Source organism: Brasilonema sennae CENA114 (genome assembly GCF_006968745.1).
In the GTDB taxonomy this organism is placed as follows: domain Bacteria; phylum Cyanobacteriota; class Cyanobacteriia; order Cyanobacteriales; family Nostocaceae; genus Brasilonema; species Brasilonema sennae.
Genome location: NZ_CP030118.1, coordinates 7,549,175 through 7,562,138, shown reverse-complemented (window position 1 = coordinate 7,562,138; position 12,964 = coordinate 7,549,175). Strand labels below are relative to the sequence as shown.

The window sequence follows — 12,964 nt, the reverse complement described above, 5'->3', positions numbered from 1 at the left end:
CCGCAGATGCACGAACTTTGCACACAGATAATTTATCTGCATACTCTGCGGAAACTCGCCCAGAGGGCGTCTACATCTGCGGTTCTAAATACCTCTAAACCAGTATTTCAACTTCAGGTAACTTTGTAAAAATACTATGAAAGCAAGCTTATATTACCCACTTTTAGAGAAAACATACCAATCTCGCAAAAATGATTACTTATACGATTTCTCAGGAAGCTTGCAATTGAGACAAATCCCCGGTAACTGAGATTTTGCACCATGCTCAAGAACCCAACCTCGTCCGCCTCGGAATCAATTCCGAGGCTCACAGTCCAAGTCTACTAAAGTAGACTCAAAGGCTTATGCAGTCGTCTTTAGACGACTTTTACTATCAGACTGGGGTTTAAACCCTAGGCGGTTGTTGGCAGGAGTGCAAGATATGAGCGCCCAAGGGGCGCGATTACACGCCCGCAATGAATAAAAGAAACACCTTTTTCCCTATTCCCGTTCGGACGTTCGGCGAAGCTATCTCCTGAGCCCTGAGTCCCAAAGGGACACGCTGCGCGTTCGCCCTCTGGGCGTGCGCTTTGCGCATACGGGCACGGCTTGAGGCCGAACGGAGACGCTACGCGAACGACGCCGCTCAGCTTCCGCTCAGTCGAGCCGCTGACGCTCACCTTGGCGTTGCCTGTTGCCTGGTAAGATAACAAAAATTAGAAAAACACTGGAGTATCCCTGATCTCCAGTGCTTAAAGGCAACAACTCTTACTCAAAATTAGAATACCCAGGAAAATATAATTAGAATTGGAGAAAAAAAAGCACTGGGTACGGATAAACCCCAGTGCTCAAGGACGACTTACACGATTTACTATCAATCCAGAATTAGAATACCCATACAAGTGCACGGGTTAAATCAACACCGAATCAAGGCTTGAACGTGTTGACACGTTAGGGCTAGCCTTTGCCCCTACCGCAGGCGTGTATTTTATGCAAGTCAGAAGCGCTATGCTCAGCTTATGTTTTGGCTAAAATAACTAAATAAGCTTGCTACCACACTGTATGGACTCTTTAAACGACGATTCCAAGTCAAGATTCCTAGAAGATTTACAGTCAGCTGTGAATAATAGCGAAAATGACAACATTCTGGGTCTGAGCGTATTATCCGATACTATAGAACTTATAGAAAAAATTGTCACCCGAATCAGTCAATCTGCTCAGATAGGTGAGCAAAGCGAAAATACTAAACACAAAGATAGTCTGATAAAAACATCCCTTGAGCTTAACTATAATGAAAGACCAGAAATGGAAGAGACAGTAGAGCTATTGTGCGAGCAAGTAGAAACTTTCAAGCAACTGCTGTACCACAAACACTTAGAACAGCAAGAGATACAGCAAGAGTTGGATCAAACAAACGAGGATTTGTTAATTGCACTTAATTCACCGTGCCTAACACTTAATTCGGCGATAGTATTAGTTAAAGAAATTTTGGTCAGTAAAAAGCCGATAATTGCTGAAACTTTCGCAACACTCCTTAGTGCTATCTATAATTCGACTGTCGAACCACAAGAGTTAGAGCATAAATAAAAATCAAATTATCCAAAACTTTTGATAAGCGCTCCAGACAATTGTATGTTAATTAATAATCAGGCATATCAAATTCAAAGCGCAGCGGTGATAAAGCAAGCTCGTGAAATTCGGGCGAAATCTCAAATCCTGAGAAAGCAATCGAGTGAAATTCGCGCGAAATCTAGAGAGTTGAAAGCTCAGTTCATGGAACTGGGAACTAAATTTATTGGTTCTCAAGCTTCATTCAAGCTCCGTGAGCAGAATTTTAGCCACACACAAAAGCCGAAAGCAATTGAGCTGGCGGACGTTAGTCCGCCAGCTCAATTGTTCGATTTTGGAGATAGTTCTTGTGAGTGTACTTTTGTGTGGTAACTAGGGTGACGCGCGCACTGAGCGATCGCTTCTTTCTACCATACCGGCGATAGCTAGCCCCTAAGGGGCAAAGCTCGCCGGGGGGAGTATCCCCCCGGCAGACTTTGGCGCTGCGCAAACGCTGCTGCCAAGGGCAGATCGCCCGAAGGGGGGTGCGCTCAAATCAACCTGGAATAAAGACTTGAACGTTAATTAAAATCCCGGTACTGCCACTACCTGAGTTACCAATCAGGGAATTCTAAATCTGAACGGTAATTTGTAGAGATTATCCGTGAACATGAAATAACAGAATAAAGAATCAATCACTACTTTTATAGTGCTTTTGTACTGTTAGCACATATATTTATTAGGACTTACGCACTACTAAAAACAATGGGTTGCGTTCGCTTTCCAAAGGTCGCTGCGGACTATGGTTACGTTGTTCGTGCGTAAGCCCTGTTAATGTAAAATTTCCCATGCTTAGGAGTTAGAAAATATTTATGTTTCTCATAGTCGAAAAAGAGATATATCAGATAGAAAATCACGAACAGGCGGTTATGAATTTAGAAAATATGCACGAAACACTTAATGAACTAGAAGCCCAGAAAAGCCAAATTGAAAGGACTATAGCAAGTATACGACTGGATATCAGTGAAAGAAAAGAAAAACTCCGCAAAGTCGAATATGATATATTTGGTGATATCGATGAACGCGCCAGAAAGTGTCTGGAACTTGAAAAATCTATATCACTACTCAATTTCAATTTATCGAAATATCAAGCAATGCTTGTAGATGTAGAAATAAAGATACCTCCGCTACAAAAGCGGATACAAGATTTAAATCAGCATCTGCAATTACTACAAAATACCAATGAGATAAGACAGGCTTTAGAGCCATTTATCGAACTTGAACAGCAGTACCTAGAAAAGCGCGATGAAATTGACCAAATGCTTAGAAGCAAAGGTCATTATTTAGGACTTAAAGCGCTCCCTGCGACGCAGAGACTCATTAGGAAAGGGACTGAATACGAGCTACGAAGCACATTGCACGGTTAATATAAAATCGGTCATTTTCTTAACCAATGGTATGCACAAAACCCCACCTACGGCGTGTGTAGGTGGATTTTTATCATCTTCTGATGAGAAGTCTGCTGTTGTCAGCCCCTTTCCTAGTAAGAAAGAGGTTTCGGTGATGTCACACTCTTAATAATGATTCAAGTTAATACCAGCTTCTTTCGCCATTGCTTCCAACCCTTTAACTTCTAGGGTTTTGATTGCTTTGGTAGATAAGCGCATTCTGATCCAACGTTTTCCGCCTTCCCACCAAATACGCTTGTTTTGCAGGTTAACTTGCTGAAGGCGCTTGGTACGACGGTGGGAGTGGGAGACAGCAAAGGCGTTATTTGCCTTTTTACCTGTTAATTCACAGCGACGAGACATTGTCAGAAACTCCTATTTTTTCTTTAGCACAATGTCCCATTATATGTCTTCTTCTCGTTGTCACGCTTAGCCTCGTTGTCAGGCTCAGCCTGATAATATCAAGTTCGTTTGATTACTTACAATAAAGAAGACCTCACTCCCCGCCCCTCACGCCAGGTGCTAAGAAAGCGGGAAGCCCTTCGGGTTCGCAGTCGCCTACGGAGGGAAACCCTCCTGCAGCGCTGTCTCACCGCCTCCGGCGTCTACAAGTCGGGAAACCCGAACGCCCTAGTGGGAACGGCCACGCCTTACGGCTATCGGGTATCTCCTGCGGAGACGCTACTTTGTAAGTCCCAAAGGGACACGCTTACGCGTATCTCCGTAGGAGACGCTGCGCGAACGCTCGATTCGTGCGCTTGCGCTTACGCCCAAGCCGCGTGCGCTTGCGCTTACGCAGTCGCCTAGGTCGGGAGACCCCTTCGGGTTCGCCAGATGCCTGGCTGTCGGGAGACCCCTTCGGGTTCGCCAGATGCCTGGCTGTCGGGAGACCCTCCCGCAGCACTGGTCTCACCTCCTGCAGCGCTGTCTCACCAGATACCTAGGTCGGGAAACCCTCATCAAGTACTGGCTCAACGGACAGGTGCGCGACTGTCGGGAAACCCGCCCACAGCACTGTCCTCCCCAACGCACTGGCTCTCCTTATTAAGGAGAGGGGGGAAGTTCTTCGTTTTTTATAAGTGTTCATCCGAACATGATATAACGCATTATTAGGTGGCTCTGGCTCCTGTTATGATGAGGCAGAGCCTCACTGTATACATTCCCCGGCAAAGCCAGGGAACGAGAGACACCAGAGATAAGCTGCTGTCAAACTACTTTGTGGCTTCTTGCGTTAGCTTGGTAAGCACCTCATTGGAACGCTCAACGAAAGATTTCATTCCTTCAGCGTCAAAACCTTTTTGAGACATCAGTGCCAAATCATATACATGTTGGCAAACTAAGTTCACTAGCTGTCCGTTAGGTGAGTGAACATCATCTTGAATAATACTACCTTGACTCAGATTCGCTAAATTTTGAATCAATGGGTGAGCAGTATTGACTAAGAACACGTGATCTTCGGGAAAATCTGCTGCTTGCTGCTGCATTAAAGCGCTCATTTCCCGCATGCGGCGCAAAAATTCTGGCAAAAGCACCATTGCTGGTGGCGTTCCTTGTGGATCGTCTGCTTTTAAAGCTTCGGTACGAATATTCAGCTTGGGTTTGTTGAGCGCTTTCTCAAACAGCTCTTTGATCACCTCACTTTTGGTTTTATTCGTCTTGGGATCAACAATTTCCCCAGCTTTGTCTTGATCCAGCAGGGTGCTATCTAAATCGGAGTCTACCCGTGTAAATTTAACATCCTGATATTCCCTCTCCAAGAAGTTAATGAAGTGGGTGTCGATAAAGGAGTCCATAAACAGAACTTCCAAACCTTGATTTTTGTGCAGTTCTATGTATGGGGTTTGGACTGCTTCATCGGTGGCGTAGAAGACGCGGTTTTCGTGACGTTCTTTGTTGCGTTCTAGGTATTCTTTGAGAGTTGTGTACGGCAATTTTGGAGTGTCTGCAGAAGCAACATCTTGCCAAACATCTCCCTCTTGAGATTGTACCTCAACTGCTGGGGTAGCCGTTGACGGCTGAGTGGTTGGTTGATAGGTGCTGCGAAAGACGATGATATCTTCGACTTGTTTTTTGAATTTCTCGTCGTTGAGAACGCCAAATTTTACGAAAGTACCTAAGTCTTTCCAAGTATTGATGTATTGTTCGCGGTTGTCGCGGTAAAGTTCTTTGAGGCGATCGCCCACTTTCTTGGCAATGTAATCACCAATTTTGCGCACAGTGCGATCAGTTTGCAAAGCACTCCGCGACACGTTCAGCGGAATATCCGCGCTATCAATCACACCCCGCATGGGTAGAAGAAATTGTGGGATAATTTCTTCACAATGATCGCTGACATAAACTTGGTTGCAGAAAAGTTTGATTTGCCCTTTGGTAACATCAACATCCGGCTTCATTTTGGGGAAATACAGAATCCCGTTGATGATGAACGGGTAGTCAGTATTCAGATGCACCCAAAGCAACGGCTCTTCTTGGAAAGGATACTGGTAGCGGTAAAATTCTAAATAATCCTCTTGACTCAGGCTACTAGGAGTTTCCCGCCAGACAGCCCTTTGCTTATTTAATACTTCGCCATCCATCTTAATGGCGACTGGCATGAAATCGCAGTATGTTTTAATCAGCGTCTTTATGCGTGCGGATTCTGAATACTCCTGTTCTTCCTCTTGCAAAGTCAGAGTAATCGTCGTACCGATAGTTGTACGAGCTGAATCTTCCAGAATGAAAGATGGGGAACCGTCACAACTCCAGTGAACAGCTTGCGCTCCTTCTTTGTAAGACAAGGTATCGATTTCTACCTTTTGTGCGACCATGAAGGAGGAGTAGAAACCAAGACCAAAGTGACCAATAATTGGTTGTTCTGAACCGCCTTGGTACTTGTTTATAAATTCCTCTGCACTAGAGAAGGCGACTTGGTTGATGTATTTTTTTACCTCCTCTGCAGTCATTCCGATACCATTATCGGTAATCGAGAGAGTCTTTTTGTCTTTATCTATGGCGATTTGAATTTCCGGTTCACCGATTTCACCAGAATACTCCCCAGCGCGAGATACCATCTTCAACTTTTGGATAGCATCTACAGCGTTGGAAATGAGTTCCCGTAAGAAGATTTCATGATCGGAGTAAAGGGACTTCTTGATAATCGGGAATATATTCTCAGTATGAATACTGATTGTACCTTGTTCTAGCATAACTCGTAATTTTCAATGCAAGTATCTGAATAATAACTGAGGCAAAACCCCTCAGCACACCTGTGTACTACCCAAAGCCTAATCTAGGTAGTTAGCTATCCTCATTTTGAAGGAAGGATATGGGATTTTACCAATTGGATTGTATTGTGTTTGTGGGGGCGATCGCTCGTGGTTTGCAGCATTGATTACCCGATAGCAGGGATTCGGATTTCCCTACCAGTTAGCTGAAAGTGGCTATTTGCACAGGATTTGTCTAAATTTTATCGTAAAGCTCTTCGTGAGTTGTTGACTAACCGCCATTTCTGCTTTACTTGTAATCAGCTTTAACAACAGCAATAGTGGTGGAAAATCACCGTTATTGCCAAAACTGCTGTGGTGTTGTGGGTTTAGTGTAGTGAATTGTCAAAATTTGGTTTTTTCGCGTCATGCAATCCAACAAATGTTTCTTCGTCAAATTAGTAAACAAGAGGTAATTAGAGTGATTGCTTATGGAGAAGTGATTGAAGAAAAACCAGATGATACTCCTTTCCCCAGTTATCTCATTCTTGATTTTGTTGACGGTCAACCGATTCACGTTGTTTTTTCATATGATGAAGTTAATGATACGGGCTATGTAGTAACGGCTTATATTCCTAACCCTAATCTTTGGACAGATAATTTTAGAAAGCGGAAATAAAGGTTATGCAATGCGTTATTTGTAAACACGGTGAAACTCAACCAGGATGGGTAACGGTAACATTAGAACGAAATAATACTATTGTTATCCTTAAAGGTGTCCCAGCAGAGGTTTGTAACAATTGTGGCGAATATTATCTAAATGAATCTGTTACTGACGAAGTTTTAAAACGAGCAGAAGAAGCTGTTAATAAGGGCGCAGAGGTAGAGATTCTTAGATATGCTGCATAATTCCTTCAACAAAATTATCCTAGCGCAATCCTAAATCATAAGCCCTACGGGCACGCTGCGCGAACGTGAGAAATTTGGAAACAATTGGGCGAATGGAATTCGCTACTACACAAACAAAGTCCCTTCGGGTATCTCCTGAGCCCTGAGTCCCAAAGGGACACGCTGCGCGTTCGCCCTCTGGGCGTGCGCTTTGCGCATACGGGCACGGCTTGAGGCCGAACGGAGACGCTTCGCGTAAGTCCCAAAGGGACACGCTTACGCGTATCTCCGTAGGAGACGCTGCGCGAACGCTCGATTCGTGCGCTTGCGCTTACGCCCAAGCCGCGTGCGCTTTGCGCTTACGCAGTCGCCTAGGTCGGGAAAGCCGTCATTCGCGCTGTCTCACCACCTGCGTGGACTTAAATAAAAATAGCGATCGCCTAATTTTCCCTCATAACTTCTGCGATACGCATGATTGCGTCTGCTCTTTGGGCGATCGCTCGTGGTTTGCAGCATTGATTACCCGATAGCAGGGATTCGGATTTCCCTACCAGTTCGGTAAAAGCTGCTATCCTCGGAATCGAAGATAGGCATATACCTGCAAACTATGCGATTCACATTTACAGCAGTTGTGCCGCGCAACTTGCCAGATTCACTGCGTCTATTATATAAACTGAAGCATTTTACGGAATAAAGATACGACTTGCGCCCATGTAATCGTTAATGTACATCACAATTTCTACGATACGGTTGGCGCAGCGTTCTCTATAGTCAGATAGAGGCGATCAACCTTCCCAATCGTAAGTACAGGTAGCGAAGTCGGTGAATTTTCTTCACGCATCATTGAACATAAAGAATGAAGGCATAAGGCTTTCAGCCACGCTGCGCGAACGAATATTACAAAACAATAACGGAAGGAATCCATTACTGCTGATGAAGTCTGTATAAGAACACCTACTCGTAAGAGAAAGGGGCAACGGTCAATCAAGTCGGAAGCTTACGCCGTAGCCCGTCAGGATTGGTGTTGGGTAGTTCACAGTAATGCCCTTCGTGTGAGGGATTTTTTGGCATTTTTTTCTATTTCTACCCCAGAAGTGCATAAGTTGATTGTGCCTGCACCTATTAAGAATATACGAGAAGGGAAAAGTTTCCAAACTTATGCTCAGTCTCAAATGGGATACTTAAGCGGCAGAATGATTGATTATTCCGTAAAGCTTTAAAGTATCTTACCATTAGTCGCCACGAGTCATAAATGTGGACAAGAACACGGTTGAAATCATGCAACTTGGTAAACAAGGAGAAAAAATGATGCACACTGATTTGATTGATGCAACTTGTAAAGAAATTCTACGCCTGATTAGCAATCAGAATGATCTTCTAGATGAGTTACTGGAAATGCCTGACTTACTTAAGGAAAATAGTGAGGACGGACAGCAAAGAACCGACAGCCACACAGTGAAAGAATGGAAAAAGATTATTAATGACGAAGCACAAAAGGTTAACGAGCAAGAAATGGTTTTGGCAGTGATAGGCACTATGAAAGCCGGTAAATCAACTACCATTAATGCCATTGTAGGCTCAGAGATATTACCCAATCGTAATCATCCAATGACTTCCTTGCCAACATTAATTAGGCATAAGATAGGACAAAAAGAACCTGTTTTATATTTTCCGAAATATCAGCCTATTGAAAAGATGGTTCATGATATCAAGGAAAAATTGTCTTATTTGAAAAAGAGTAACCAATTAGACTCAGTAGAACTGTATAAAGACAAATATGGAAAAGAGCTAATTCAAAGCATTCTTGAGGAAAAATTTTATCATTTTCAAGACCGCTATAAGGGGCAAGAGAACATATTCAATTTGTTAAAGTTTTTTAATGATTTGATACGGTTAGCTATAGACTCTAAGATCTCTGTTAATATTCCCATTGAAGACTATGAAAATATATATGATTTACCGATTATTGAAGTAGAGTTTTTCCATTTAGCTGATGTAAAGCCACTAACCACAGGAAAGTTTGCTGTATTAGATACACCTGGTCCTAATGAACTGATGCTGGGTGAAAAGTTACGCAAAGTACTAAGAACTCAAATAGCAAGAGCATCAGCAGTATTAGCAGTTGTCGATTACGCTCAATTAAGATCTGAAGCGGAAGGTCAAATTCGTGAAGAACTAGTAAGCCAGATTGAGCAGACTGGAGACCGTTTGTTTGTTCTCGTCAATCAGTTTGATCGAAAAGATCGTAACGGCATGACCTTTGAGGAAGTAAAGCGTTATGCTGCAGAAAATTTTCTGCAAGGGCGAATTAGAGAGGATCGAGTGTATCCGGTATCTGCTCTTAATGCTTACCTCTCTAATCGTGCCCTAAACGAGACTGAGGGAAATAAAGACTTACCAGATTATCGAAATAAAGAAAATTTTTGGGTGGAAGATTTTGCTTTACGGGCTTTTGGTGTTTCTTGGGAAGATGATATTCGGGATGTACAGGAAGTTCGTAACAACGCAAAAACGCTACTTACTCGCAGCAACTTTAACCAACTTCTCAACGAAGTAATTTTAAAAGCAGCAAGTACAGCTGCATTGATAAGTATGCAATCTGCTAGTGCAAAATTGTTGGTTCATGGAAAAGAACTGGAGAATTTTCTAGAGTTACGCCGTGGTGCTTTGACTAAAAGTGTAGAAGAGATTGAGCAACTGATAGATGGTTTGGCACAAGATATAGAAGAAATTGAAAATGCTGAAGCAAAAGCCGATCAAGAGTTAAAACAGTTGATAAATAAATTTTTAGAAGCTGCTCAACAAGAATATGAAACGATGAAGCAGGAGTTGAAATCAGCCTTGGAAGGCTACTTTAATGAGGGAAAAAAACAAGAAAAGCAGGAGTTAGAGCAAAAAGAACAAGAAAGACTTAAACAAGAAACTGAAATAGAAAGAATTCAAAAACGACTTAATGAATTTTGGATCACTCCATTCTTCGGTAAAAAATTACGTCTGATAGAACATCTGAACAAAATCCAGAGTGATAATGTACAACAAAAATATTATACATTTAATCCGGAGAATCCAAAAATTCGATTCGATTATAAAAACGAAGCGAATGAGTTTTTAGCACAACTAAATCAAACGATTAGTTATATTATCGATGATTATCTAAAACAGCTAGAATCAGCACTAAATTATTTATCAAATAGCTTTGAACAAACAGTTACTCAAACAATGACATACAGGGTGGGAAAAATACTAGATAATGCCAAAGATCGATTAAAAGATCAAGGTTTTTTAGTTGATTTTAATGTTCCAAACTTAGATTTTGAGAGTAACGATATTGATGTTGCTGAACTTTTGCTATCGAGCATAGAAAATTCTAGTCAAAAAATATCAGAAACTAGATCTAGGAAGGTTAAAGGTTTTTGGCGGGGTCGTGTATCGCGATTTTTTGGTAGTTTTTTTAGTAAGCCTGATTGGGGATACGAGTCTTATGAACATTCACAAGATATAAATTACTACGTTGTTGATGTGGCAGATATCGGGAAAAAGGTGCTGACAAGTTTGGACAGTAGTATTCAAGAACTAAGCACAAACAACCAAGCTTTACTTAATCAAAAAATTAAACCTCTATTAGACGACTATTTCAATGATTTAAGATATTATCTTGAAAGATTCCGAGGAGACTTGAAAGATAGTATTGATAATCATCAACTGAGTGTTGAAGAAAAGAATAAGCTAAAGCAACGAATTAGTGAATTGAAAGACCGGGCAGAGTTGCATAAACAAGATGTTGAATCCATCAAGCAGAATTTGGAGTGACATGAGAGAATTTAATCAAAATGATGGAGACAACCCAACTAAACTGGATCAACTGCGAAAGCTACATCCTCAGTTAACAGAAAAAGCAATAGTCGATTATGTCAACGGTCTTGAGGTTCTTGATGATCATTTGCGATTCCGTGACCGAACTAACAATAAGTTCTTCATAAGAATCTGGGATTCCATCACTGGTAAGACAGCACAACGTCAACAAATCATTGACCATAATATAATTACTAGCCTCAACACAGTTTATGTTTGGCTACAGGATATTCAACTCCATCAAGGTGAAAGTGATATTGCTGTTACTAGCTTGGCAGGTAAGTTAGCAGAAACTCGTACAGGTCTGATGCGCTTACAAAAGCGACACAACGAGCTAGCAGAAAATGTGCAAGCGATTGAACAACGCCTTGAACAATTTGAAATTCAAGTTGAGAACCGTTGGACTAGATTAGAGTCTGAAGTTCAATACCTCTCAGCTCAAGCTCATTTGGATCAGGTATTTATCAAATGGCAAGCAAGGTACTCGAAGAAATATCCACCGCTAGCAGGACTCTATTTAATGATAGATGAACTTTACTGGGGTAAGTTTGGGATCTACTGCCGAAAAAAATTTGGAACAAGCGAAGTGTGTCAACTGATGGAACAGTTAGGTGATAAAGCTTTAATTCTGATGGAAACGGATTTAAAAGGTGATGTTTCTCAGTTAATGTTTCCAAAAGAATGGTTATCTCCCATTCAGAATTTACCTGAAGAATCGCGTGAAGCGCTGAGCTATTTGAGCAATTGGGCAGATCGACAAACTACTCCTGTTACTTGGGCGATTAGAAATGCTGCCTTACTTGAATCTGGACTTCCTGATGATTTTCCTCGCGTTTTTTCAGGAGAACACGCAATTAACCATTTAATGTATGAAAACAAAAAACGAATACAGGGCAACAATGACTACTAAACCTTATCGAGTAGGCTTGGTTTTATCTGGTGGTGGTGCTAGAGGTGCATATCATGTAGGCGTGATTAAATACCTAGCTGACATGAACATTTCAATTGATGCCGTCGCTGGTGCTAGTATTGGTGCTTTAAATGGTGCAGTTGTAGCAGCAGAACCCAATCTCAAAATAGCATTTACACATTTACAGGAAATTTGGGATTCACTTGCTGCTAATAGTCCGATCAAGATTAATAGTACAGAAACAATTAACTACATTGGTCGGATATTGCTTGGTCAAATTGCTCCACTAATAGCTGGAACAAGTGATCCATTATCAAGTGTAGCCAATCTTGAGACTCTATTTTCGGAAAACATAGGTTTGGGGGATGAAAGTTCTATCCATAGGTTGTTAGATAAATATTTAGACTTAGAAAAACTTCAGAAAGGTTTACCTTTATACGTTTCCGTATATCGAAGTCAAGGTAGCTTGAATGATTTATTTTCTGCAATTATAGCTTCAGTAAACTTAAATAATACGAAACATTCTGAGTTTTTACATATTCAATCCCTGAAGCGAACTCAACAACCCATAGCCATTCTTGCTTCAGCTGCTCTTCCCCTGTTATTTAAGGCTAAACAGATCGAGGTGAATGAAACTAACTATTTCTATTCAGATGGTGGTCAAGGAGGTATAAAAAATGTTCAAGGTAATACTCCTATTACTCCATTGCTTGAATTAGCAAATTGTACCCATATTATTGTCAATCATTTAAGTGATGGCAGTTTATGGGATCGTAATGCTTTTTCAAAGGCTTTTCCAAACACTACTGTTTTAGAAATTCGTCCAGGAAGATTTATAAAACGTCAACAAGGTCTAGCAAAAGACTTAATAGACTTTGATGCCAAAAATATTCAATCTTGGATTGAACAAGGTTATGAAGATACTCAACGTTGTTGTGAAAGCGTTGCTCGTGCCCTCCATATTCATGAAATAGCAAATCAAGCTAGGAAGCAACGAGATGACGCGATAAATGAATTAGACAATGATGATTTCCATATTGACTAAACCTAACAGGCGTTGCGACTGTTGTGTTGCAAAAATTTCTTGAGATAAACGTGCTATTTGGCAAGCTTTGATTATGCAGCGACTCCAAAAATTTGAGCAAGAAATTTCACTT

The 12,964-nt window shown here is 41.5% G+C and carries 10 protein-coding genes; 8 read left to right on the top strand and 2 right to left on the bottom strand.

Going from position 1 to position 12,964, the window contains the following annotated elements:
* Positions 1–1,041: 1,041 nt before the first annotated feature.
* The 3 genes from DP114_RS31455 (at position 1,042) to DP114_RS31445 (ending at position 2,954) form a co-directional block, all read left to right on the top strand.
* Positions 1,042–1,566, top strand: a complete 525-nt coding sequence (locus DP114_RS31455) for a hypothetical protein (RefSeq protein WP_172195363.1) — start codon at positions 1,042–1,044, stop codon at positions 1,564–1,566.
* Between the two features lie 45 nt (positions 1,567–1,611).
* Positions 1,612–1,920, top strand: coding sequence for a hypothetical protein (locus DP114_RS31450; protein ID WP_172195361.1), 309 nt, complete (start codon positions 1,612–1,614; stop codon positions 1,918–1,920).
* A gap of 479 nt (positions 1,921–2,399) precedes the next feature.
* Positions 2,400–2,954: a hypothetical protein gene (locus DP114_RS31445; protein WP_172195359.1), complete on the top strand. Its 555-nt coding sequence runs from the start codon at positions 2,400–2,402 to the stop codon at positions 2,952–2,954.
* Positions 2,955–3,101: 147 nt separating this feature from the next.
* On the opposite strand, the gene rpmB is transcribed toward DP114_RS31445, so the two are convergent.
* Positions 3,102–3,338, bottom strand: a complete 237-nt coding sequence (rpmB, locus tag DP114_RS31440; RefSeq protein WP_172195357.1) for a 50S ribosomal protein L28 — start codon at positions 3,336–3,338, stop codon at positions 3,102–3,104.
* Positions 3,339–4,186: 848 nt separating this feature from the next.
* Positions 4,187–6,160 carry a molecular chaperone HtpG gene (gene htpG / locus DP114_RS31435; RefSeq protein ID WP_172195355.1) on the bottom strand — a complete coding sequence of 658 codons (1,974 nt, stop codon included), beginning with the start codon at positions 6,158–6,160 and terminating at the stop codon, positions 4,187–4,189.
* A gap of 394 nt (positions 6,161–6,554) precedes the next feature.
* Between htpG and DP114_RS31430 the strand changes: the two genes are divergently transcribed.
* The 5 genes from DP114_RS31430 (at position 6,555) to DP114_RS31410 (ending at position 12,852) form a co-directional block, all read left to right on the top strand.
* Positions 6,555–6,836 carry a DUF4258 domain-containing protein gene (locus DP114_RS31430; protein ID WP_172195353.1) on the top strand — a complete coding sequence of 94 codons (282 nt, stop codon included), beginning with the start codon at positions 6,555–6,557 and terminating at the stop codon, positions 6,834–6,836.
* 5 nt (positions 6,837–6,841) lie between these two features.
* Entirely contained in the window at positions 6,842–7,066 is a 225-nt protein-coding gene (locus DP114_RS31425; RefSeq protein ID WP_172195351.1) for a type II toxin-antitoxin system MqsA family antitoxin, read from the top strand.
* A gap of 1,257 nt (positions 7,067–8,323) precedes the next feature.
* Entirely contained in the window at positions 8,324–10,855 is a 2,532-nt protein-coding gene (locus DP114_RS31420) for a dynamin family protein (protein ID WP_169267894.1), read from the top strand.
* Entirely contained in the window at positions 10,824–11,807 is a 984-nt protein-coding gene (locus DP114_RS31415) for a diguanylate cyclase regulator RdcB family protein (RefSeq protein ID WP_169267895.1), read from the top strand. The genes DP114_RS31420 and DP114_RS31415 overlap by 32 nt, the downstream gene beginning before the upstream one ends.
* The gene (locus DP114_RS31410; RefSeq protein ID WP_171977995.1) at positions 11,797–12,852 is read left to right on the top strand and encodes a patatin-like phospholipase family protein; all 1,056 of its coding nucleotides are present in this window, start codon (positions 11,797–11,799) and stop codon (positions 12,850–12,852) included. Before DP114_RS31415 ends, DP114_RS31410 begins: the two co-directional genes overlap by 11 nt.
* Positions 12,853–12,964 lie beyond the last annotated feature (112 nt).

Coding starts and splice junctions, on each gene's coding strand:
- DP114_RS31455 (WP_172195363.1), top strand. CDS start 1,042: ATGGACTCTTTAAACGACGATTCCAAGTCAAGATTCCTAGAAGATTTA.
- DP114_RS31450 (WP_172195361.1), top strand. CDS start 1,612: ATGTTAATTAATAATCAGGCATATCAAATTCAAAGCGCAGCGGTGATA.
- DP114_RS31445 (WP_172195359.1), top strand. CDS start 2,400: ATGTTTCTCATAGTCGAAAAAGAGATATATCAGATAGAAAATCACGAA.
- rpmB (WP_172195357.1), bottom strand. CDS start 3,338: ATGTCTCGTCGCTGTGAATTAACAGGTAAAAAGGCAAATAACGCCTTT.
- htpG (WP_172195355.1), bottom strand. CDS start 6,160: ATGCTAGAACAAGGTACAATCAGTATTCATACTGAGAATATATTCCCG.
- DP114_RS31425 (WP_172195351.1), top strand. CDS start 6,842: ATGCAATGCGTTATTTGTAAACACGGTGAAACTCAACCAGGATGGGTA.
- DP114_RS31420 (WP_169267894.1), top strand. CDS start 8,324: ATGCAACTTGGTAAACAAGGAGAAAAAATGATGCACACTGATTTGATT.
- DP114_RS31415 (WP_169267895.1), top strand. CDS start 10,824: ATGTTGAATCCATCAAGCAGAATTTGGAGTGACATGAGAGAATTTAAT.
- DP114_RS31410 (WP_171977995.1), top strand. CDS start 11,797: ATGACTACTAAACCTTATCGAGTAGGCTTGGTTTTATCTGGTGGTGGT.